Here is a 22,399-nt window from a genome sequence, read left to right as displayed (position 1 = left end):
CGCGGGGTGAGCCCTTAAAATCAGGACAAATTCTATAGGGCTATGCACGCAAACCCGTCTGGCCACCTTCAATGAGCTCATCTGCCCCCTCCTCTTCGGGTTTAGCCCCCCTTTCATACAAAGACGCCGGCGTCGACATTGACGCGGGCGACGCGCTGGTGGAGCGCATCAAACCGCTGGCCAAAAAGACCCTGCGTGAAGGCGTTCTGGCCGGTATCGGCGGCTTTGGGGCGCTGTTCGAGGTGCCCAAGCGCTATAGGGAGCCGGTGCTGGTGTCCGGCACCGACGGCGTCGGCACCAAGCTCAAGCTGGCGTTCGAGTGGGCCATGCACGACACCGTGGGCATCGACCTGGTGGCCATGAGCGTCAACGACGTGCTGGTACAGGGCGCCGAGCCACTGTTTTTTCTGGACTACTTTGCCTGCGGCAAGCTGGATGTGGACACGGCGGCCAGCGTGGTCGGCGGTATCGCGCGTGGCTGCGAGCTCTCTGGCTGCGCGCTGATTGGCGGCGAAACTGCCGAGATGCCCGGCATGTACCCCGCGGGCGAGTACGACCTGGCCGGCTTTGCCGTCGGCGCGGTGGAAAAGTCAAAAATCCTGACCGGCCAGGACATCCAGCCAGGCGACGTGGTGCTGGGTCTGGGCTCCAGCGGCGTGCATTCCAACGGTTTCAGCCTGGTGCGCAAATGCATTGAGCGTGCTAGCGGCCAGCTCCCCGCCACACTGGACGGCCAACCCTTCAAGCAGGCCGTAATGGCGCCGACGCGGCTCTATGTCAAGAGCGTGCTGGCGGCGCTGGCGGCGCATCCGATCAAGGCCCTGGCGCATATCACGGGTGGCGGCCTGCTGGAGAACATCCCGCGCGTCCTGCCCGAAGGCATGGCGGCGCATCTGCGCCAGGGCAGCTGGCCGCAAACCGAGCTGTTTGCGTGGCTGCAAAAAACCGCGGGCATTGATGATCACGAGATGAACCGCACGTTCAACAACGGCATCGGCATGGTGGTGGTGATTGACGCCGCCCACGCTGCAGCCACGGCGCAGACGCTGCGCGACGCCGGGGAGACGGTGTTCGAGATTGGCGCCATCGCGCCGCGCGGCGCAGCAGACGCGGTCGTCGTCAGCTAACTCCTTGCCGGCGGCTGGCCGCTAGCCAGGCGCAGATCCGTTTTTGGCGCGCCGAAGCTCGGCCACGCGGTCGGCCATGGCATCGATATCAAACGCTTCCTCGGCGTGCACGAGGTAATTTTCAAGATCGAGCACCGCCTGCGCCGCGTTGCCCAGTGACGCATGGGCCAGGCCCCGGTCGCGGTACTCGCCCCACGCCTGCGGCAGCAGGATGATCAGCCGGTCCTGTACCGCGATCAAGCGCTGCCAGTCCTGCTGGGTCTTGTGGATCTCCTTGAGGTTGCGCAGCATGCGGGCAATGATGTCGCGCGGCGGTGTGGCCTGCAGGTACAGGCCGATCGGCGCCTCGAAATCTTCCACCAGCCCGCTGCGCCGCTGGTAGGGCTCGAGCCGCTCCGACAGTTCTTCGCGACTGAGCGACTGGCCACTGAACGGGTCGATCACCACCTGGCCCTTGGGCAGATTCACCTTGACCATAAAGTGCCCCGGAAAGCCCACGCCGCGCGCGCTCAGGCCCAGCCCGTGGGCCAGTTCCATCCACAGCACGGCGAGCGAGATCGGGATGCCGCGGCGAGTGCGCAACACGGCATTCAGGTAGCTGTTGTCGGGGTCGTAATAGTCATTGACGTTGCCGCCAAAACCGAGGTCGCGAAAGAAAAACTGGTTCAACACCCGCAGGCATTGCAGCGGAGCGGCATCGGGCGGAATACGGCGCTTGAGCCGGGCCAGCAACTGGTCCACCTCGCCCAGCACCTGCTGCACATCAAGCTCGGGGTATTCGTCCTGCGCCAGGCTGGCAGCAGCCTCCAGCAGGGGAAAGTGCTCGTCAGACTGCACCAGGGCGGTGAAGAATTCCAGCGGCGTGGGCGCCCTCAGACTGATTTTCATGATGCCGTATTCGTGAAATTGTTCGACGCATCATCGTTGTAACGGTGGCGCCGATTCGCGTCAAGATGGTGCCATGCATTGCACCTGCAGAAAGCCAAAACGTTGCATTTCGTTGCAACCCATCGGCTTATAAAAAGCCGATCGATAGCCACGGGATGGCAACAATGATCAACAGCGCGATGAACAACACACCCAGATACGGCCAGACGCGCGAAAACGCCTTGTCGGGCTCGACCTTGCCGATCGCGCAGGCGGCATAGAAACCCACGCCAAAAGGTGGCGCAAAGAGGCCCAGCCCCATGGCAAAGACCGCCACCATGGCGTAGTGGACCTCGTGCACGCCCACGGCGCGTGCGACCGGAAACAGCAGGGGGCCGAACAGCACGATGGCCGGAATGCCTTCGAGCACGCTGCCCAGAATCGTGAACATCAATGCCGAAATCAGCAGAAAGCCTGTCTTGCCGCCCGGCACGTTGGTCATCAACTCGACCAGCGAGCGCGAAAAGCCCGACTGCGTGAGCGCCCAGGCCATGGCGGTGGCGCAACCGATGATGAGCAAAATGGCTCCGGACAGGGACGCCGTCCCCACCAGGATCGGGTACAGGCGTCCCCAGTCGAACTGGCGGTAAATGAAGATGCCGGCCAGCAGGGTGTAGACCACGCCAACGGTGGAGACCTCGGTGGCAGTGGCCACCCCCTCGACCACCACGGTGCGGATCACGAACGGCAGCGCCAGCGCGGGCAGCGAGATCAGAAACAGCTTGCCGATCTGGCCCCACGTGGCGCGCGGGACGCCGCTCATGTCTTCATGCCGCATCTGGAAGTAGATCAGGATGCCCAGCGCCAGCATGCCGACCAGGGCCGGCAGCAAGCCGCCGGTGAAGAGCGCGGAGATGGATACGCCCGTCACCGCGCCGATGGTGATCAGGACCAGGCTGGGCGGGATGGTCTCGCTCATGGCGCCGGAGGCCGACAGCAGCGCCACCAGTTCCCCTTCTTGCGCCCCGCGCCTTTTCATCTCGGGAAACAGCGCCGGCGCGATGGCCGCCATATCGGCCGCCTTGGAGCCCGATATCCCCGAGACCAGGTACATCGCGCCGAGCAGGACATACTGCAAGCCGCCGCGCACATGACCGAGCAGCGAGGCCAGAAAATCCACCATGGCCCGGGCCAGGCCCGTCATCTCGATCAGTGCCCCCAGGAACACAAACAGCGGCACCGCCAGCAAAATGATGTGCGACATGCCCTCGTCCATGCGGTTCACCACGATGGTGAGGGGCGCCGTGGTCGTGAGCACCAGGTAGCCTATCGTGGCGATACCGAATGAAAAGGCGATGGGCACGCCCAACGCGACGCACAGGCCCACCAGGCCCACGAAAAAAATCAGTAAATTGATGTTGCCCAGGGTCATGAGCACAGGCTTCAGAAACCACAGCGCCCCCGCCAGGGCGGCGATCAGAACGACGCAGCTCACCACCTCCGCCGCGCTGGAGCGCTCCAGCAGGCGCGCCAGCGCAATGGCCAGCATGAGCACGGCGCCGACACCAATGGCGGCCACACGAGCGCCGTCGTGCCACTCCAGCGCGGGCGTCGTGACGATCCATTGGTCGACAATATGATCGTAGGACGGCAACAACAGCATCGCCACGAACAAAACGACCGTACAGGTGCCCAGCGTTTCGACCCAGGCCCGGCGCGCGGGCGACATCCAGTTCAGGAACGTGGCCAGGCGCATGTGTTCGCCGCGCCGCAGCGCAATCACGGCGCCGAGCATCGCCAGCCACAGGAACAGGATGGAGGCCAGCTCGTCCGTCCACGTCAAAGGGGCATCGAAGATGTAGCGCGAAACCACACCGGCGAACAGGATCACGGTTTCCAGGACGACGAGGATCGCCGCGGGGACTTCCGTCACGAAAACCATGGCCCTGTCGAAAAACGCCAGGGGTCGCGGGGTGCTGCGGGTCAGGATGTCGTCGGAGGTATTCATGGAGAGCCCAAAAAATCAGGCCCGCGTGGCGTGGAAGCCAGGGCGGGCCTGCGAACCATCGCGGGCGGTTCAGGCCAGCTTGCCGGAGTATTTTTCCAGTTTGGACATCGCCTCATCACCGAATTTCTTGCGCCAATCCTGATAGAAGCCGGCCTTGGACAAGGTCTCGCGGAATGACTTGGGATCGGGGTCGTTGAAAATCATGCCCTTGGCCTTGAGCTGGGCCTCCACGCTGTTGTCGAGCCGGCGGATGTCGTCGCGCTGCTTCTCCACGGCCAGGGCGACATTTTTGTTGATCACGGCCTGGATGTCCCTGGGCAGCGAGTTCCAGCGTTTCCCGTTGGCCAGAATCCACTGGCCGTCCCACATGTGGCGCGTCATCGAGCAGTATTTTTGCACTTCATAGAGCTTGGCAATCTCAATGATGGCCAGCGGGTTCTCCTGGCCTTCCACGACCTTGGTCTGCAGCGCCGAGTACACCTCGCTGAAGTTGATGCCCGTGGGCGCGGCGCCGAAGGCCTTGAACATCGACGTCCACAGGGGGCTCACGGGCACCCGGATCTTGAATCCCTTGAGGTCGGCCGCCGTGTTGATCGGCTTGGTCGATGTGGTGATGTTGCGGTAGCCATTGTCCAGGCACTTGTCGAAGGTGTGTAGATTGACCTTGTCGATGGCCCCACGGATGTACGTACCCAGATCGCCGTCCATGGCGGCCCAGACCGTTGGATAGTCCTTGAAGGCGAAGGCCAGGCCATTGATGCCAGCCACCGGCACCAGCGTCTGCAGAATCAGGCCGGACAGAGGAAAGATATCGATGGCTCCCGAGCGCACCTGCGACAGCATGTCGGTGTCGCCCCCCAGCTGGTTGTTGGGGAACACCTGAATATCGACCCGGCCATTGGTCTCTTTTTTGATCGCGTCGGCCGCCTCGCGAATGCGAATGGTCGATGGATGCGTTGCCGGGATATTGTTGGCCCACTTCAGCGTAAATTCGGCGGTCTGCGCGAAGACCGGTTGCCCGATGCAGGCCAGCGCCCCGATGCCGGCGGCGCCCTGGATAAAGGTACGGCGCGGGATGGTGATGGTTGGGTTGGATGATCCAGTCACGGTCATGTCTCCTGTGTATTTTTGATGAAAGTACTATGTGAACAAACAGTCTAGTACATGACCAGACCGCCATCGGCCACCAGTGTCGCGCCGGTCACGATCGAGGCGTCGGGCGACAGCAGGAAGACAATGCTCTTGGCGATTTCCTCGGGCGCCGCGGTCCGGTTTTGGACCGCCATGCCCTCGACACGCTTGCGGTGCGCCTCGTTCTTCCAGGCCTCTTCGATCATCGGCGTGAGTGTCGCACCAGGCGCGACGGTGTTCACGCTGATTCCCTTGTCGGCAAGCGCCCGCGCGGCGTTCTTGGTCAGGGCCAGCACACCGCCCTTGCTGGCGGCGTAAGCCGCGGTGCCCGAGAGGCCGCCGCCGCGCAGCCCGGCCACACTGGCCACGGTGCAGATGCGCCCGCCGGGCTGCATGTAGCGGGCCGCTTCGCGCAGACACACAAAGGTGCCAATGACGTTGACGGCGTACACCTCGCGAAACGTGTCCACCGTGATGTCCATGAATGGCGTCGTGTCCGCCACGCCGGCGCAGGTCGTGAGGGCATCGAGGCCGCCCAGCCATTCGCAGGCCCGGGCAAACGCGGCCACCAGGGCAGCCTCGTCGGCGACATCGACCCCCAGCCCCAGACTGCGCACGCCGAGGACGCCGGCGCGCTGCGCCACCTGCAGCACGCCGGCTACGTTGATGTCCAAGCCCACGACGTCGTAACCCGTGCGTGCCAGCTCCAGCAGCGTCGCAGCGCCGATGCCACTGGCCGCCCCCGTGACGATCGCCTTGCGCCTGTCAGCCATGAGGGTGCTCCTTCAGTGAAGTTGGGCCAGCAGCGCATGCACGGCGCCGGCGATTTTTTCAGGGGTCAGGCGCGCCTCGTTTTCGAGCACCTGGGCATAACCCACAGGAATGCGCGGCGCGCCCAGGCGGCGGACCCGGCAGCCGGTCTCCTGCGCCGCGCTCGCCGCAATTTCGGCCCCAAAACCCGATGCCTGGACCGCCTCGTGCACCACCAGCAAACGCCCGGTCTTGGCGACCGATTGGTACACCGCATCCTTGTCCCAGGGCCACAAGGTGCGCAGGTCGATGACGTCCGCACGGATGCCTGCCAGCGCCGGCAACGCCAGCGCCTGCAGGGTGACGCCGACGCCGCGCGACCAGGTCACAATGGTCAGGTCGTGGCCCTGGGCCAGACGCCTGGCCTGCCCCAGCGGAACCTCCTTGCCAGCAGTCACCTCGCCCTCCAGTCCCCACAACTCCTTGTGCTCCATATAGATCACGGGGTCGCCCGAGGCCAGCGAGGCCTTGAGCAAACCGTAGTTGTCCTGCGGCGTCGCGGGCGTCACCACGACCAGGCCGGGCATGTGCGTGAACCACGCCTCCAGCGACTGCGAATGCTGCGCAGCCGAGGCCGACCAGATGCCGATCGGCATGCGCGCGACCAGCGGCACACGTCCCTGCCCGCCAAACATGTAGCGGTTCTTGGCGGCCTGGTTGACGATCTCGTCCATCGCACAGAGCGCGAAATCGATCACGCGCATCTCCACCACCGGGCGCAAACCGGCCAGTGCCATGCCCACCGCCGCACCCATGATGTTGGCTTCCGAAATCGGCGTGTCGATGATGCGCTCGGGGCCGAACTCCTGCGGCAGGCCGCGGTACTGGCCGAACACGCCGCCGCGCCCCAGGTCTTCGCCCAGCGCCACGACACGGGGGTCGGCGCGCATCGCCTCCTGCAGCGCAAGGCACGCGGCCTGGGCATAGGTCATTTTTTCGCTCATTGCCATATCCCCGCGCCGGTATTGAGGATGTCCTCGTAGGCCGCGCTGGCCTCGGGCCAGGGCGCCGCCTCGGCGACCTGCAGCGCGTGTTCGATTTCGGCCTGGGCCTCACTGTCGATCCGCTCGATCACCGCCTGGCTCACGCCGCGCGCGATCAGCTTGCCGGCAGCGAGCCGCAGCGGGCCGGCGAGCTTGGCCGCCGCGACTTCTTCGGGGTTCCGGTAGGTGCCGGGATCGACCGAGACATGCCCTTTGAAACGATAGGTCACCGCGTGCAAAAAGCGCGGGCCGCCACCGCCGCGGACTTCCGCGATCAACCGCGCGGCGGCCTGGTCCACGGCTTCCACGTCATTGCCATCCACCTTGAGCGATGGAATCGCCAGCGCCCTGGCACGCGCCGACACGCCCTCGCCTGCCGTCATGGTGTCCGTGGGCGTGGTGGCGGAAATGCGGTTGTCTTCACAGACGAACAACACGGGCAACCGGTAGACCTGCGCCCAGTTCAGCCCCTCCAGAAACGGCCCGCGGTTGGCGGCGCCGTCGCCAAAAAAGCAGGCCACGATGTGGGGCTGCCTGCGAATCTTGAGCGCATGCGCCGCGCCCGTGGCGATCGGGATGCCGGCCGCCACCACGCCGTTCGCGCCCAGCATGCCCACCGAAAAATCGGCGATGTGCATGGAGCCGCCCTTGCCCTTGTTGTAGCCCGTGGCGCGGCCGAACAACTCGCACATCATGCGGCTGCTATTCGCGCCCTTGGCCAGCGTGTGGCCATGGCCACGGTGCGTGGAGGTCAGCAGGTCTTCTTTTTGCAGGCTGATGCAAACCCCTGCCGCTACCGCTTCCTGGCCCGTGGACAAATGCAGGGGGCCGCGCACCAGCGCGGGCTTGGAGGAGGCGGCCAGACCCCAAGCGGCGACCCCGCCCTGGCTGGCAATTTCGGCGGCATCTTCAAAGGCGCGGATACGCCGCATCAGCCGGTACAAGTCCAGCAACCGTTCATCAGTCATGGTTATTCTTCGCCTGTGAATGCCAACGAGGCAAGGCTGGCAGACCGATTGCACAAGGGGTCAGCGCAGCCGTTGTTACATTGATTTTATTTTCCCCGAAAATCCATTCACGTCTTGTTCGTGATAACCCGCGGCCCTGCGGCATTCGCCCCTCAATGCCGCAGGAGTTTGCGGACTCTCAAGCCGGCGCCCCACAGAGCTACAAAATAAATAGCACTAGAGGAAGACAACATAAGGGCTAGCAGCCAAATTCTCTTGAATTTTTCGGCACGCAACCCGGTCCAGTCGAAAGCGCTGGCGCCCCACATCAAGAACACGGCGAGCAAGGCGCTGGCCGCAATCACCTGCATCAAATACATGCCCCAGCCCGGCAACGGCCGGTAGCTGCCGCGCCGCACCAGGACCGCCAGCAGCCACAGCGCATTGACCAGCGCGCCGATGCTGATCGACAGCGTCAGCGCCGCATGCTGCAGCGACGGCACCAGGAAATAATTGAGCACCTGGACGAACACCAGCACGCACGCCGCAATGCGCATGGGCGTGGCGGTGTCCTGGCGCGCATAGAAGCCGGGCGCGAGTATCTTGATGGCCACAATGCCGAGCAGTCCCACGCCGTAATTCATCAGGGCGGCAGCGGTGCGCCCGACGTCCAGTGCGGTGAAGGCCCGGTAGTCAAACAGCGTCGCCACCAGCGGCTTGGCAAACAGCAGCAAGCCGACGGCGCAGGGAACCGACAGCAGAACCACCAGGCGCAGGCCCCAGTCCAGCATGGCCGAATACTCAAGGTCGTTGCGGCTGGCCCGGGCCGCCGCCAGTTGCGGCATCAGCACCACGCCCAGCGCGACGCCCAGCATGGCCGTGGGAAACTCCATGAGCCGGTCGGCATTGGTGATCCAGGTCACGCTGCCAGGTGCCAGGTGCGAGGCGATCTGGGTGTTGATCAGCAGCGATATCTGCGCCACGCTCACGCCCAGCAGCGCCGGACCCATCAGGCGCAGGACCTTGCGGGTGCCGGGGTCGGCCCAGGCGGCCTTCATGGCCGCCACGCTGCGCCCTAGGCGGGGCAGCATGCCCAGGCGCTTGAGTGCGACCCATTGCACCCCCAGCTGCAGGACACCGCCCAGTATCACGCCCACGCATTGGGAATAGATCGGCTCTATGCCATGGCGCTTGAACAGCGGGCTGGCCACTACGATGGCCAGGATCAGGGCCACGTTCAGCAACACCGGCGACACCGCCGGCACTGCAAACTTGCGCCAGGTGTTCAGGATGCCACCCGCCAGCGCCACGAGGGACATGAAGCCGATGTAAGGGAACATCCAGCGCGTCATGACCACCGTTGCGTCGAACCCTTGCTGCTCAAAGCCACTGGCCAGGGCCCAGACCAGCACGGGCGCACCCGCCACGCCGGCCGCACACACCAGCAGCAGCACCCATGTCAGGAGCGTGGCGACATGATCGATCAGCGCATGCGCGCCGGCATCGCCATGCTCGGCCTTGCAGGCCGACAGCACCGGCACAAAGGCCTGGCTGAACGCCCCCTCGCCAAAAACCCGGCGAAACAGGTTGGGAATGCGAAAGGCCACATAGAACGCGTCCGTCATCGGACTGACCCCGTACACCGATGCAAACAGCACATCGCGCACCAGGCCGGTCACGCGCGAAGCCAGGGTCAGCAGGGAGACAGTGGAAGCAGACTTGAGCAAAGACACCGGGCGAGTGTAGCTGGGGCGCCGCGGCCAACCGGCGCCCGGGAGCCAAAATCGTCGGCACTGCTACAATTGAGGGCTTTGCTGGCAACATCCTCTAACACACAAGGAACTGACTCATGGCCTCAGCCAAACCCAAAAAGAAGAACCCGCGCCTCGCGTCGGGCCGCAAACGCGTCCGCCAGGACGTCAAGATCAACGCCGCGAACACCTCGCTGCGTTCCAAATACCGCACCGCGGTGAAAAACGTCGAAAAAGCCGTTCTTGCCGGGGACAAAGCCAAGGCCACCGAGCTGTTTGGCAAGATGCAGGCCGTGGTGGACACCGTGGCCGACAAGGGCATCTTCCACAAGAACAAGGCCGCTCGCGACAAGAGCCGCCTGAGCACCAAGGTGAAAGCCCTGGCCACCGCCGCCTGAACAAGGCAAACCGCCCGGACTGATTTCAGTCCGCCGTTTTGTGGGGTGCGCTGCCAGCAAAGAGCAGGAAAGCCGTCGAGAGACGGCTTTCCTGTTTTTGGGCTCAGGCTTTGGACGGATCGGGCAGCAGACAAGCCTCGATCGTCTGCAAATCATTGTCCCTGGCGAAGTTCAGGCAGAAGTCCCAGGCCATCACATCGTAGTCGCGCAAGGCGCGGTTCACGACCACGCACTTCACACCGCCCAGCGTCGTCGGAAAGCACCAGGGCGAGTAGCTGAGGTGACTGCCCGCCTTGGCCCCGCCAGGGCGAAACGGACTCATGACGCCGGCCAGCCGCTCGGCCCAGTCGCTGGGACGAAAGGTCTTGCCATCGCGAGTGATACCCTGGATAAAGACTTCTTTGGTGGGACTGGTGGCCATCGGACAAAGGCTGTTGAACAGCGGCATTTCCGGAGGATCACTCCTTGCTGCACTGCACAATTATTGTATCTTATATAAGACTTGAACCGAGGCCGCCCGCCGCATCACAGTGATGCGCAATGGTCAAAAAACAAAATAGTCTCTGCGCCTAAAATCGTGCTTCAACGGCTCAACTCCTCGTTGGGCCGTTCTGTTTTGGAATCCCTCTGGAGTGAATCACATGAACGCTGCCGTGCCCCCGTTTCTCGAAGCCGCCTCCCCGCACACCATGAACACCTACGCCCGGGTGCCGATTGCGCTGTCGCATGGGCACGGTTGCCGCGTCTGGGACATCAACGGCAAGCCCTACCTCGATGCGCTGGGCGGCATTGCGGTCAACACGCTGGGCCACAACCACCCCCGGCTGGTGCCCGCGCTGCAGGACCAGATCAGCAAGATCATCCACAGCTCCAACTACTACCATGTGCCCAACCAGGAAAAGCTGGCGGCGAAGCTGGTGGAGCTGTCGGGCCTGACCAATGTGTTTTTCTGCTCCACCGGTCTCGAGGCGAACGAGGCGGCGCTCAAGCTGGCGCGCAAGTTTGGCCACGACAAGGGCATCGAGCGGCCCGAGATCGTGGTCTACGAGCACGCCTTCCATGGCCGCAGCATCGCGACGCTGTCGGCCACCGGCAACGAGAAAGTGCAAAAGGGCTTCGGCCCGCTGGTGGAAGGCTTCATTCGCGTGCCGCTGAACGACATCGAGGCGCTCAAGGCCGCCACCGCCGGCAACCCGAACGTGGTGGCGGTGTTCTTTGAGACCATCCAGGGCGAAGGCGGCATCAACCCGATGCGCATCGAGTACCTGCAGCAGGTGCGCCAGCTGTGCGACGAACGCGACTGGCTGCTGATGATCGACGAGGTGCAGTGCGGCATGGGCCGCACCGGCAAGTGGTTCGCGCACCAGTGGGCCGGCATCAAGCCCGACGTGATGCCGCTGGCCAAGGGCCTGGGCTCGGGCGTGCCGATCGGCGCGGTGGTGGCCGGCCCGAAAGCCGCCAACATTTTCCAGCCGGGCAACCATGGCACCACCTTCGGCGGCAACCCGCTGGCGATGCGCGCCGGGGTGGAGACCATCCGCATCATGGAAGAAGACGGCCTGCTGCAAAACGCTGTCAAGGTCGGCGCCCACCTGCGAGCCGCGCTGACCCGCGAGCTGGCCGCCGAGCTGAAAGATCCGGCGGGCGTCAAGGAAATCCGCGGCATGGGACTGATGCTCGGCATCGAGCTGGCCAGGCCCTGTGGCGAGCTGGTCAAGCGCTGCGCCGACAAGGGGCTGTTGATCAGCGTCACGGCCGACAGCGTGATCCGCCTGGTGCCGCCCTTGATCATGACCCCGGCGGAGGCGGACGAAGTGGTGGCCATCCTGTGCCCGCTCATCAAGCAACTGCTGGCGGAGACGCCATGAAGCACTACCTGCAATTTTCCGACCTCGGCGCGGGCGACTACGCCTACCTGTTTGAACGCGCAGCCCTGATCAAGAAAAAATTCAAGGCCTACGAAAAGCACCAGCCGCTGATTGACCGCACGCTGGTCATGATTTTCGAGAAGGCCTCGACCCGCACCCGCGTGAGCTTCGAGGCCGGCATGTACCAACTGGGCGGCACAGTGGTCAACCTCACCACCGAAGGCAGCCAGCTGGGCCGCGCCGAGCCGATCGAAGACAGCGCCAAGGTGATCAGCCGCATGGTGGACCTGGTGATGATCCGCACCTATGAGCAGACCAAGATCGAGCGCTTTGCCGCGCACTCGCGCGTGCCCGTCATCAACGGCCTGACCAACGAGTTCCACCCCTGCCAGATCCTGGCCGACATCTTCACGTACATCGAGCACCGGGGCTCCATCAAAGGCAAGACGGTGGCCTGGGTCGGCGACGGTAACAACATGGCCAACACCTGGCTGCAGGCGGCCGAGATCCTGGGCTTCACCGTGCATGTGAGCACACCCAGCGGCTACGAGGTGGATCAGTCGGTGGCCGGCCTGCGCTCCACCGACAGCTACAAGGTCTTCCAGAACCCGATGGACGCCTGCGCCGGGGCCGACCTGGTCACCACCGACGTCTGGACCAGCATGGGCTTCGAGGCCGAGAACGAGGCACGCAAAAGGGCCTTCAACGACTGGTGCGTGGACCTTGACATGATGCGTGCCGCCAAGCCCGATGCGCTGTTCATGCACTGCCTGCCCGCGCACCGCGGCGAAGAGGTCGAGGCCGACGTGATCGACGGCCCGCAGTCGGTCGTGTGGGACGAGGCCGAGAACCGCATGCACGCGCAAAAGGCGCTGATGGAGTATTTGCTGCTGGGACGCGTCGATCCAGTTTGAGCGCCGCCTCCCGCGCCCCCCCATAAAAGCCTGGACAGAGACTGCCCGGGCTTTTCTATGCAGCCAGGAACATCGCCTGCAGGTCGCTCAAGAAATCGAAGCCGCGCACGGTCGGCTTGACGCTGACAAAGTCGCGCTCGATCAGCCCCTTCTGTTCTGCCTCGACGAGTCCTTGCTTGATGGCGGTAAGCGCCAGGCCGGTGCGCTCGGAAAACCGGGAGAGCTCGAACCCGTCCTTCAGACGCAGCGCATTCAGCATGAACTCGAACGGCAGCTCGGCGCGGCCGACCTCCTCGTCCTGCGCCACGGCCTGCCCGACCAGCGCGTTATCCATGTACAACCTGGGCTCGCGAAAGCGTACCTGGCGCACGATGCGGTGCGCAAAACTCAGCTTGCTGTGGGCGCCCGCGCCAATGCCCAGATAGTCGCCAAACTGCCAATAGTTCAGGTTGTGCGCGCAGCGGTGGCCAGGACGAGCGTAGGCCGAGACCTCGTAGCGCTCAAGCCCGGCCGCGGTGGTCAGCTCCGTGATGCGGTCCAGCATGGCGTAGGCCAGATCATCCTCTGGCACGACCGGCGGGAATTTGGCGAAATAGGTGTTGGGTTCGATCGTCAGGTGGTAGATCGAGATGTGAGGAGGTTCCAGCCCAAGCGCAGTCTGGATATCCTGCTCTACATCTTGTAGCGTCTGGCCGGGCAGCGCATACATGATGTCGAGGTTGAAGGTGTCGAACGAGGCCGCTGCCTCTTCGACGGCGGCGAGCGCCTGGGCCCGATCGTGCACCCGGCCCAGCGCCTTCAGATGCGCATCGTTGAAGCTCTGCACGCCCACCGACAGACGCGTGACGCCCGCGCCGCGAAACGCCTTGAAGCGGTCCTTCTCGAAGGTGCCCGGATTGGCCTCCAGCGTGATCTCGCAGTTGGCCTCCAGCCGCAGTCGCGCCCGGATGTCGCCCAGCAGCCGGTCGATCGCCCGCGGCGAGAACAGGCTCGGCGTGCCGCCGCCGATGAACACACTGTGAATCGTGCGGCCCCAGATCAGCGGCAGCGCGGCCTCCAGATCGGCCACCAGCGCATCGAGGTAGCGCTGCTCGGGCATCTCGCCCGGCTTCATTTCGTGCGAATTGAAATCGCAATACGGGCACTTGCGGATGCACCAGGGCAGGTGCACGTACAGTGCCAGCGGCGGCAATGTGAACAGTTGCAAGGTACCGGGCCGCATGTAATGCTGAATGTCCTTCATCCGATCAATCCTGACGGCTCATGATGTCGGCAACCAGCGTTCGCGCATCAGGCGCAGCATGTCGCGCGCCGCCTGCCCGCGATGGCTGTGGGCATTCTTGACCTCGACGGGCAGTTGCGCAAACGTCTTGCCGAATGCCGGAATGAACATCACGGGGTCGAACCCGAAGCCGTTGCTGCCCACCGGTTCGCGCGCGATCTCGCCGACCACGCGCCCGACCGCGATCAGCGGCTCCGGGTCCTGCGGCGAGCGCACGGCCACCAGCGTGCTGACCAGCGCCGCGCGGCGGTTGTCCAGATCCTTCATTTGCTCCAGCAAGGCGCGCACATTGTTGCCGTCGCCCTTGGCATAGCCAAACTGCGTCGCGTAAAACGCGGTGTCCACGCCGGGCAGGCCGCCAAAGGCATCGACGCACAGGCCCGCGTCGTCGGCCAGCGCGGGCAGTCCGCTGTGCTGCGCGGCGTGGCGGGCCTTGGCAAGCGCGTTCTCCACGAAGGTGCGAAACGGCTCCTCGGCCTCGGCAATGCCCAGCTCGGCCTGGCGGATCAACGCCATCCCGAGGGGCGCCAGCATGGCCTGCAATTCGGCCAGCTTGCCCGGGTTGTTGGATGCGAGAACAATTTTCATGAAATCAGGCCGTAGCCCTTATGGAACAAGGGCCGTCAGCTACTCTTCTGATAGTGCCTGCTTTTGCATCAGCACCAGATCGTGGATGCCCTTGTCGGCCAGCGCGAGCAGCGCATCCATTTCCTGGCGCGAGAAGGCGGCGCCCTCGGCCGTGCCCTGCACTTCCACATAATGCCCGGCGCCGGTCATCACCACATTCATGTCGGTGTCGCAGGCGGAATCCTCGGTGTACTCCAGATCCAGCAGCGGCGTGCCCTGCACGATGCCGACCGAGATGGCGGCCACATGGTCCAGGATCGGCGAGGCGCTGAGTTTGCCTTGCGCCATCAGTTGATTGACGGCATCCTGTGCGGCCACGAAGGCGCCGGTGATTGCCGCCGTGCGCGTGCCGCCGTCGGCCTGCAGCACGTCGCAATCCAGGTAGATCGTGCGCTCGCCGAGTTTTTTCAAGTCGAACACCGCGCGCATCGAGCGCCCGATCAGGCGCTGGATTTCCTGCGTGCGCCCGCTCTGCTTGCCGCGCGCCGCCTCGCGGTCGCTGCGCGTGTGGGTGGCGCGCGGCAGCATGCCGTACTCGGCCGTGACCCAGCCTTCGCCGCTGCCCTTTTTGTGGCCCGGCACTTTTTCCTCGACCGAAGCGGTGCACAAGACTTTGGTATTGCCGAACTCGATCAGCACCGAGCCCTCGGCATGAATCGTGTAGTTGCGCGTGATGCGCACGGGACGCAGCTGGTCTGCGGCGCGCGCGCCGCTTCGTTGAAATTGACTCATGGTTCAGTGTGGAGAAGTTAAGGCGAAAGTCTGGAAAACACCACCCGCAGGATTCAGGTCTTGCGGGCCGCGGAGCGCCGGATGGCTTCGTTGATCTCGGCAATGGAGCGCTCGATCGCGGCATCGTCGAGATCTACCGCCGCGAGGTCGAGCAGACCCGCCTGGATGGTGGAGGCAAACACGCCGTCGTGGATGCTGTCGGTGGAAATGCCGCGCGTGGACTCGAACACATCCGGCGTTTCCCACTCCAGCGCGATCGCGGTCACATTGTCGCTGCGGGCGCCGCCGCTGCGCAGGGCGCGCTCCACCAGTTCGGGCACCGCCTCGGACACGGGCTGCTGGCTCAGCTGGCGCACGATTTCAGCGTCGCTGAGCGTGCCCCACAGGCCGTCCGAGCAGAGCATGATCTTGTCGCCCTGCTGCAGCGTGATGGGCCCGGTGACGTCGAACCTCGGTTTGGTCGGGGAGCCGAGGCAGGTGAACAGGATGTTCCGGTTCATCGCGGTGAGTTTGCTCGCACTCGCGTTTTTATGTTCGATATAGGAGTGATCCCGCGTGCGGGTCAGCAACTCGCCGTCGCGCGCCACGTACAGGCGCGAGTCGCCGCAGTGAATCCAGGTAGCACTGGTGCCCTGCACGATGGCCGCCACCAACGTCGTGCGCGGTGTGTCGAGCATGCCTTTTTCACTGGCGTAGCGCAGGATTTGATGATGTGCCGCCATCAACGCCGAGGCCAGAAACGCGGGCACATCCTTGACGATGGGGCGTGCCTCCTTCTGGTACAGCGCCGACACGATCTGCAGCGCAAGCTGGGAAGCGACCTCGCCCTCGGGATGGCCGCCCATGCCGTCGGCCAGCACAAAAAGACCGGACTCGCGGGTGTAGCAATACCCCATGCGGTCTTCGTTTTTTTCGCGCCCGCCCCTGCGACTGACCTGAAAGACCGAAAACTTCATTTCGTCTTGGCGCCAAAGATCGTCACATTGCGCAGGTTCTTCTTGGTGTCCGTGATCACGTTGTCAAACTGCAGCCGCACTTTTTCCCCGACCGTCAGCTTGGTATAGCGCCGCTCGCCCTCCCGGCTCAGCTCTTTTTGCAGGGCAAAAACCGACTGTGGGCGCGACAGCGGATCGAGCGACATGCACCACTCCACCACCTCGATGAGGTTGTCCGAATACACGCCGCGCAGGCGCGACAGCGCCAGCCCGAGCCGGTCCTTTTCCAGCCGCTGCGGCGCATCATTGGGCGGGTAGCCCTGCATGCAGGCGTAAATGCAGGCGCCGATGGCGTAGATGTCGGTCCAGGGCCCCATGGAGGAATCGCGGCGGTACATTTCGGGCGCGGCAAAACCCGGGGTGTACATCGGGCGGATGAAGTTGCCTTCCTTGGACAGCACTTCGCGCGCGGCGCCGAAGTCGATCATCACGGCCCGGTTGTCATCGGTAATGAACACATTGGCCGGCTTGATGTCCAGGTGCAGCATCTTGTGCTGGTGCACGATGCGCAGGCCGCGCAGGATTTCGTCGAACAGCGAGCGGATGGTGGATTCGCGGAACACCTTTTGCTTCTTGAGCTCGCGCGCGGCAATGATGAAGTCCTGCAGGGTCGCCCCCTCCAGGTAGTTCATCACCATGTAGACCGTCTCGTTTTCCCGGAAGAAATTGAGCACGCTCACCACGGAGGCGTGGGAGATCTGCGCCAGGGCGCGCCCCTCTTCGAAAAAACTCTTGAGGCCGAGCCGGTACAGCGACAGTTTTTCGGGCTGCACCTGCGGCAGCAATTCGCCGGGGCCGCGGGTGGCGAGCGAAGACGGCAGGTATTCCTTGACGGCGACCTGCTGGCCTTCGTTGTCAACGGCCAGGTAAACCAGGCCAAAGCCACCGGCCGAGACCTTGCGCACCACGCGGTAGCCGCCAATCATGGTATCGGGCGGCAACGGAGCTGGTTTGACCTTTGACATAATTCGGGGCGGGTTGGCCTGTGACAGGCTGCATGGGAATCCGGTTATTCTCAGCGATCACGCAACGACCACCAACTACCGTCTATCAATGCCAGTTTACAGCATGACCGGCTATGCCAGTGCCCAGCACAGCGCGGCCGCAACCAGCCCCGAGCCGGACTCGAAAGGCCCGGCGCCCATGCGCATCGGGCTCGAAATCCGCTCCGTCAACAGCCGTTTTCTGGACCTGACTTTTCGCCTGCCCGAGGAGCTTCGCCCACACGAGCCGGCCCTGCGCGAGCTGTTGAGCGCCCAGCTCAAGCGAGGCAAGGTCGAGGTTCGCGCGGCGCTGGAGAGCGCCGCCGCCAGCCCCCTGCCCGACCCGTCCCCACGGCTGCTGCAGCGCCTGAATGCCCTGCAGGACAGCATCCAGGCCTGGCTGCCCGATGCGCCGCCGCTCAGCGTGGCCGATGTCATCCGCCTGTCAGCACCCGAAGGCCGGGCCGATTGCGACTGGAGCCAGGGCTTGATGGCGCTGGCGGGCACCACCCTGCAAGCCTTGCTGGCCGCCCGCGAGCGCGAAGGTGCGCGCCTTGCGACCATGCTGCTCGGGCATCTGGCCCAACTGCGCGAGTTGACCCGGCAAGCCGGGCCGCTGGTGCCGCTGGTGGTCGAGCAGCAGCGCAACCGGTTCCTGCAACGCTGGCGGGACGCCATGGCACTCACCGACGGCACCGCCCTGCCCGAAGCGGCGCAGGACCGCGCCCTGACCGAGGCCACCGCCTTTGCCATTCGCATCGACGTCGCCGAGGAATTGACCCGCCTGGCCTCGCATCTGGATGAGATCGAGCGCCTTCTGACAAAGGGCGGCGAGGTCGGCAAGCGGCTGGATTTCCTGATTCAGGAACTGCACCGTGAGGCCAACACGCTGGGCTCGAAATCGGCGGCGCTGGAGCTGACCCACATTTCGGTGGACATGAAGGTGTTGATCGAGCAAATGCGCGAGCAGGTTCAAAATATCGAGTGACGCTACCATATTCATAGCACACTACCTACACCATCTATGGACTATCCAGGTAATTTATTCGTTGTCGCGGCCCCCAGTGGCGCCGGAAAATCCAGTCTCGTCAAGGCCCTGATGGAACTCGACGCGCGGGTCCAACCCTCGGTGTCGCACACCACGCGGGCGCCACGCGGCCAGGAAAAGCACGGCCGCGAATACTTCTTCGTGTCCCAGCAGGAATTCGACGCCATGATTTTGGGCAGCGCTTTCGTGGAGTGGGCGAACGTGCACGGCTTTCGCTATGGCACTTCCAAGAAAGCCATCGAAGAGCGCATCGCACAGGGCGCCGATGTGATTCTTGAAATTGATTTCCAGGGGGCGCTGCAGATCAAGAAGACCTTTGCCAACGCCGTGCTGATTTTCATCCTTCCTCCCAGCTGGGACGAGCTGCGGTCCCGGCTGGAGCGCCGCGGCGAAGATTCGCCCGAGGCGATCGAATTGCGCCTGAAGAACGCCGAGCTCGAAGTGGCGCAGGCCCACGAGTTCGACTTCGTTATAATCAACGAGTTGTTCGAGCGGGCGCTTTTCGATCTGAAAGCGATTGTCCACGCGCAACGGCTCAAATTCTCGGCCCAGCGCCGCGCCCGGGCCGACACGTTCCAGACACTGCACATTGCCTAGATTACCGGAGAACTTCATGGCCCGTATCACCGTTGAAGATTGCCTGCTGCAAATCCCGAACCGTTTCCAGCTGGTGCTGGCGGCCACCTACCGCGCCCGCATGCTGAGCCAGGGACACGCCGCGAAAATCGAGAGCAAGAACAAGCCGGGCGTGACCGCCCTGCGCGAGATCGCCGCGGGCAAGATCGGGCTTGAAATGCTCAAGAAAGTACCCAACTGATTGGGCTCCCGCCTCATCCCGAAAAAGCACCGCAATCCGGTGCTTTTTTTATGGCCCCATCACGCAAATATTGGCTCCGCGCTACATTTAGAGGATGGGCGCCGTGCTTAACCTCACTCCTGCCGGAAGCGGCAGGGCCTCGACTGGCCTGAACCCCAGCGAGGCCAGCGTGGCTGCGGCCAACGCGGCCGCGGCCAGCTTTGCCGCGCTCACGGCCAAACTCGACTACCTGGAGCCGTCCGAGGCGGAGCAGGTACGGCTGGCGTACCGCTACGCCGACCAGGCCCATCTGGGGCAGCTTCGCAACAATGGCGAGCCCTATATCACCCACCCGATCGCCGTCGCCGCCCAATGCGCCGAATGGAAGCTTGACGCCCAAGCCCTGATGGCGGCACTGCTGCACGATGCGATGGAAGATTGCGGCATCACCAAACCGGACCTGATCGAGCGTTTTGGCGCGCCGGTCGCCGAACTGGTCGATGGCTTGACCAAGCTTGAAAAGCTGCAGTTCACGACCCGCGAGGAAAACCAGGCCGAGTCGTTCCGCAAGATGCTGCTGGCCATGGCCCGCGATGTGCGCGTCATTCTGATCAAGCTGGCCGACCGCACCCACAACATGCGCACCCTGTCGGATGTGCCGCGGGAAAAATGGGGCCGCATCTCGTCGGAAACGCTCGATATTTATGCCCCCATCGCGCACCGGCTGGGCCTGAACCAGACCTACCGCGAACTGCAGGACCTGTCGTTCAGCCATTTGCGGCCCTGGCGCTACAGCGTACTGTCCAAGGCCGTGGCCAAGGCGCGCAGCCGCCGGCGCGACCTGATCCAGAAGGTGCAGCGGGACGTCGAGGCCGTATTTAGCGCCGCCGGCATGCAGGTGCGCATCTCGGGGCGGGAAAAGAGCCTGTATTCGATCTACAGCAAGATGAACGACAAGCATCTGAGCTTTGCGCAGGTCACCGATATCTACGGCTTTCGGGTGATCCTGTCCGACATTCCGGATTGCTACAAAGCCCTGGGCGTTCTGCACCAGCTGTACAAGCCGGTCCCTGGCAAATTCAAGGACCACATCGCCATTGCCAAAGTCAACGGCTACCAGTCGCTGCACACCACGCTGGTCGGCCCCTCGGGCGTCAACGTCGAGTTCCAGTTGCGCACGGAGGGGATGAATGTGGTGGCGGAGTCGGGCATCGCGGCGCATTGGCTGTACAAGGCAAGCGAGCCGGGCGACGGCACGGGCGACCGCATGGGTTCCAAATGGCTGCAGTCGCTGCTCGAGATCCAGTACGAGACCCACGATGCGGCCGAGTTCTGGGATCACGTCAAGGTCGACCTGTTTCCGGATGCGGTTTACGTTTTCACGCCCCGAAGCCAGATCATGGCACTGCCCCGCGGTGCCACAGTGGTCGATTTTGCCTACTCCATCCACAGCAATGTGGGCGACCGCACGGTAGCGGCCAAGATCAATGGCGAGCAGGTGCCGCTGCGCACCGAGCTGAAAAATGGCGATGTGATCGAAATCATCACGGCCCCCGTATCGGCACCCAATCCGGCATGGCTGGGCTTCGTGCGCACCGGCCGGGCGCGCTCCAAGATCCGGCACCACCTCAAGACACTCGCTTATGCCGAATCACAGGGGCTGGGAGAAAAACTGCTCACCCAGGCGCTGCGGGCGGAAGGCATGGAAAAACTGCCCGACAACGATGCGGCGCATCAAGCCATCTGGGACAAACTGCTGCGCTTTACGGGCAGCCGCAACCGCGAAGAACTCCTGACCGATCTGGGCCTGGGCAAAAGGATCGCCAGCATCGTTGCCAAGCGCCTGATGACCCTGCTCAGCGAGAGCGGCGAAAAACCCAATGCCGTGCTGATGACGCGCGAGCGCTACACGGCCCATGATCATGTGTCGCAGGGCGCCGTCACGCTCGACGGCAGCGAGAACGCGTCGGTACAGTTCGCCCTGTGTTGCAGACCCGTACCCGGCGACGAGATCGTCGGCTATCTTGGACGTGGCGAGGGCCTCGTGGTGCATACCAGCGACTGCGCGGTCGCCAGGCGGCTGCAGCACAAGGACAGTGAGCGTTTCATCACCGTGGGGTGGTCCGACGAGCCCGTGCGCACGTTTGAAACCTGCATCGTCACCACGGTACACAATGGCAAGGGCGTCCTGGCCCGGGTTGCGGCGGCTCTGGCGGCGGCGGAAGCAGACATCACCCATATCGACATGAGCGACGAGATTGCACAGGACGCCACCGATTTGCGGTTTGTCATTGCCGTGCGCGACCGGGCACACCTGGACTCCGTGCTGCGCAACTTGAAGCGCACACCGTCGGTTTTGAAGGTCGTGCGGGCGGCACCGGCCGCTTGACAGGTGCCCTTCCTTCCTCACGCCGCTGGCGGATAGGCCACCGCGAGCACCTCGATTTCCTGCGCCCCCGCCGGCGTCATCAGCTTCACGGCGTCCCCCTCGTGCGCTCTCAAGAGCGCCCTGGCGATCGGCGCAATCCAGCTCACCTGGCTCTTCGCGCTATCTGCTTCGTCAACGCCCAAAATGGTCACGGTGCGCTCCTGGCCGGAGGCATCGGCATAAGTGACGGTGGCGCCGAAAAAAATCTGGTCACTGCCGTGATGGACGCTCGGGTCGGTGACCTCGGCAATCTCCAGCCGTTTCGTCAGGAAACGGATGCGGCGGTCGATTTCGCGCAGGCGCTTCTTGCCGTACAGGTAGTCGCCATTTTCCGAGCGGTCCCCGTTGCGGGCCGCCCAATGCACAGCCTCGACCACTTTAGGGCGCTCACTGTCCATCAGGTCCAGCAATTCGGCGCGCAACCGGGCAAATCCCGCGGGCGTGATGTAGTTTTTCCCGCCCGCAGGCAATGGCGCCGGCGACAGGTCGGCGTCATCGTCATCCGCATCGGTCTCTTTGGTAAAGGCCTTGTTCATGGTGACTTCACAACCAATGAAAAAGCCCGCAATCCAGGGATTGCGGGCTTGTCGTTTGGTGCGGCTGGCAGGAATTGAACCCACGACCCCTTGGTTCGTAGCCAAGTACTCTATCCAACTGAGCTACAGCCGCGTAGCCGCAAATTGTAGCATGGCCCAAGCCCGAAT

At 63.8% G+C, this 22,399-nt stretch carries 22 protein-coding genes and 1 tRNA gene; 8 read left to right on the top strand and 15 right to left on the bottom strand.

Annotated elements, in window-relative coordinates; all coding sequences use genetic code 11:
* The first annotated feature begins 71 nt into the window (after positions 1-71).
* Entirely contained in the window at positions 72-1,127 is a 1,056-nt protein-coding gene (gene purM / locus EUB48_RS06260; protein ID WP_142818092.1) for a phosphoribosylformylglycinamidine cyclo-ligase, read from the top strand.
* Positions 1,128-1,148: 21 nt separating this feature from the next.
* Here purM and EUB48_RS06255 read toward each other — a convergent pair whose 3' ends face one another.
* The 7 genes from EUB48_RS06255 to murJ form a co-directional block, all read right to left on the bottom strand.
* Positions 1,149-2,015, bottom strand: coding sequence for a SirB1 family protein (locus EUB48_RS06255; RefSeq protein ID WP_142818091.1), 867 nt, complete (start codon positions 2,013-2,015; stop codon positions 1,149-1,151).
* A gap of 127 nt (positions 2,016-2,142) precedes the next feature.
* On the bottom strand, positions 2,143-4,002 hold the full coding sequence (locus tag EUB48_RS06250; RefSeq protein ID WP_142818090.1) for a TRAP transporter large permease: 1,860 nt from the start codon (positions 4,000-4,002) through the stop codon (positions 2,143-2,145).
* 69 nt (positions 4,003-4,071) lie between these two features.
* A complete protein-coding gene (locus tag EUB48_RS06245) occupies positions 4,072-5,109 on the bottom strand; it encodes a TRAP transporter substrate-binding protein (protein WP_420821435.1) in 1,038 nt (345 codons plus the stop codon).
* Between the two features lie 50 nt (positions 5,110-5,159).
* Positions 5,160-5,906, bottom strand: a complete 747-nt coding sequence (locus EUB48_RS06240) for an SDR family NAD(P)-dependent oxidoreductase (RefSeq protein WP_142818088.1) — start codon at positions 5,904-5,906, stop codon at positions 5,160-5,162.
* 12 nt (positions 5,907-5,918) lie between these two features.
* Positions 5,919-6,887: an alpha-ketoacid dehydrogenase subunit beta gene (locus tag EUB48_RS06235; protein WP_420821434.1), complete on the bottom strand. Its 969-nt coding sequence runs from the start codon at positions 6,885-6,887 to the stop codon at positions 5,919-5,921.
* Positions 6,884-7,894: a thiamine pyrophosphate-dependent dehydrogenase E1 component subunit alpha gene (locus EUB48_RS06230; RefSeq protein WP_244618346.1), complete on the bottom strand. Its 1,011-nt coding sequence runs from the start codon at positions 7,892-7,894 to the stop codon at positions 6,884-6,886. Before EUB48_RS06230 ends, EUB48_RS06235 begins: the two co-directional genes overlap by 4 nt.
* Before the next feature lie 152 nt (positions 7,895-8,046).
* Positions 8,047-9,606: a murein biosynthesis integral membrane protein MurJ gene (murJ, locus tag EUB48_RS06225; protein WP_142818086.1), complete on the bottom strand. Its 1,560-nt coding sequence runs from the start codon at positions 9,604-9,606 to the stop codon at positions 8,047-8,049.
* A 116-nt stretch (positions 9,607-9,722) separates the two neighbouring features.
* Between murJ and rpsT the strand changes: the two genes are divergently transcribed.
* Positions 9,723-10,022: a 30S ribosomal protein S20 gene (gene rpsT / locus EUB48_RS06220; protein WP_077560454.1), complete on the top strand. Its 300-nt coding sequence runs from the start codon at positions 9,723-9,725 to the stop codon at positions 10,020-10,022.
* 103 nt (positions 10,023-10,125) lie between these two features.
* On the opposite strand, the gene EUB48_RS06215 is transcribed toward rpsT, so the two are convergent.
* Positions 10,126-10,443 (bottom strand): DUF3579 domain-containing protein, encoded by a 318-nt coding sequence (locus EUB48_RS06215; protein ID WP_142821120.1) that lies wholly within the window; start codon positions 10,441-10,443, stop codon positions 10,126-10,128.
* 220 nt (positions 10,444-10,663) lie between these two features.
* Between EUB48_RS06215 and EUB48_RS06210 the strand changes: the two genes are divergently transcribed.
* A complete protein-coding gene (locus EUB48_RS06210) occupies positions 10,664-11,890 on the top strand; it encodes an aspartate aminotransferase family protein (protein ID WP_142818085.1) in 1,227 nt (408 codons plus the stop codon).
* On the top strand, positions 11,887-12,804 hold the full coding sequence (argF, locus tag EUB48_RS06205) for an ornithine carbamoyltransferase (RefSeq protein ID WP_142818084.1): 918 nt from the start codon (positions 11,887-11,889) through the stop codon (positions 12,802-12,804). Before EUB48_RS06210 ends, argF begins: the two co-directional genes overlap by 4 nt.
* 55 nt (positions 12,805-12,859) lie before the next feature.
* On the opposite strand, the gene hemW is transcribed toward argF, so the two are convergent.
* Genes hemW through EUB48_RS06180 form a run of 5 tightly spaced genes read right to left on the bottom strand, consistent with a single transcriptional unit; the run spans position 12,860 to position 17,405 of the window.
* A complete protein-coding gene (hemW, locus tag EUB48_RS06200; RefSeq protein ID WP_142818083.1) occupies positions 12,860-14,047 on the bottom strand; it encodes a radical SAM family heme chaperone HemW in 1,188 nt (395 codons plus the stop codon).
* An 18-nt stretch (positions 14,048-14,065) separates the two neighbouring features.
* Positions 14,066-14,674: an RdgB/HAM1 family non-canonical purine NTP pyrophosphatase gene (rdgB, locus tag EUB48_RS06195; RefSeq protein WP_142818082.1), complete on the bottom strand. Its 609-nt coding sequence runs from the start codon at positions 14,672-14,674 to the stop codon at positions 14,066-14,068.
* A 39-nt stretch (positions 14,675-14,713) separates the two neighbouring features.
* Positions 14,714-15,445: a ribonuclease PH gene (gene rph / locus EUB48_RS06190; RefSeq protein WP_142818081.1), complete on the bottom strand. Its 732-nt coding sequence runs from the start codon at positions 15,443-15,445 to the stop codon at positions 14,714-14,716.
* 53 nt (positions 15,446-15,498) lie between these two features.
* Complete coding sequence (locus tag EUB48_RS06185) at positions 15,499-16,401, bottom strand: PP2C family protein-serine/threonine phosphatase (protein ID WP_142818080.1); 903 nt, start codon at positions 16,399-16,401, stop codon at positions 15,499-15,501.
* Positions 16,398-17,405: a serine/threonine protein kinase gene (locus EUB48_RS06180; RefSeq protein WP_142818079.1), complete on the bottom strand. Its 1,008-nt coding sequence runs from the start codon at positions 17,403-17,405 to the stop codon at positions 16,398-16,400. The genes EUB48_RS06185 and EUB48_RS06180 overlap by 4 nt, the downstream gene beginning before the upstream one ends.
* 88 nt (positions 17,406-17,493) lie before the next feature.
* On the opposite strand from EUB48_RS06180, the gene EUB48_RS06175 reads away from it, so the two are divergent.
* The 4 genes from EUB48_RS06175 to EUB48_RS06160 all read left to right on the top strand — a co-directional run bounded on the left by EUB48_RS06175 (position 17,494) and on the right by EUB48_RS06160 (position 21,656).
* Entirely contained in the window at positions 17,494-18,411 is a 918-nt protein-coding gene (locus EUB48_RS06175; protein ID WP_142818078.1) for a YicC/YloC family endoribonuclease, read from the top strand.
* A gap of 36 nt (positions 18,412-18,447) precedes the next feature.
* Positions 18,448-19,068 (top strand): guanylate kinase, encoded by a 621-nt coding sequence (gene gmk / locus EUB48_RS06170; RefSeq protein ID WP_142818077.1) that lies wholly within the window; start codon positions 18,448-18,450, stop codon positions 19,066-19,068.
* A gap of 16 nt (positions 19,069-19,084) precedes the next feature.
* Entirely contained in the window at positions 19,085-19,288 is a 204-nt protein-coding gene (rpoZ, locus tag EUB48_RS06165) for a DNA-directed RNA polymerase subunit omega (protein WP_077560444.1), read from the top strand.
* 94 nt (positions 19,289-19,382) lie between these two features.
* A complete protein-coding gene (locus EUB48_RS06160) occupies positions 19,383-21,656 on the top strand; it encodes a RelA/SpoT family protein (RefSeq protein ID WP_142818076.1) in 2,274 nt (757 codons plus the stop codon).
* Positions 21,657-21,673: 17 nt separating this feature from the next.
* On the opposite strand, the gene greB is transcribed toward EUB48_RS06160, so the two are convergent.
* Both greB and EUB48_RS06150 read right to left on the bottom strand, forming a co-directional pair.
* Positions 21,674-22,231, bottom strand: a complete 558-nt coding sequence (gene greB, locus EUB48_RS06155; protein WP_142818075.1) for a transcription elongation factor GreB — start codon at positions 22,229-22,231, stop codon at positions 21,674-21,676.
* A 56-nt stretch (positions 22,232-22,287) separates the two neighbouring features.
* Positions 22,288-22,364: transfer RNA gene (locus EUB48_RS06150), tRNA-Arg, on the bottom strand.
* Positions 22,365-22,399: the final 35 nt, after the last annotated feature.

Origin of the sequence: Rhodoferax sediminis, from assembly GCF_006970865.1 — a bacterium.
Taxonomy (GTDB): domain Bacteria; phylum Pseudomonadota; class Gammaproteobacteria; order Burkholderiales; family Burkholderiaceae_C; genus Rhodoferax_A; species Rhodoferax_A sediminis.
The sequence above is the reverse complement of the archived record's forward strand: the minus strand, read 5'-3'. Positions and strand labels throughout refer to the sequence as shown.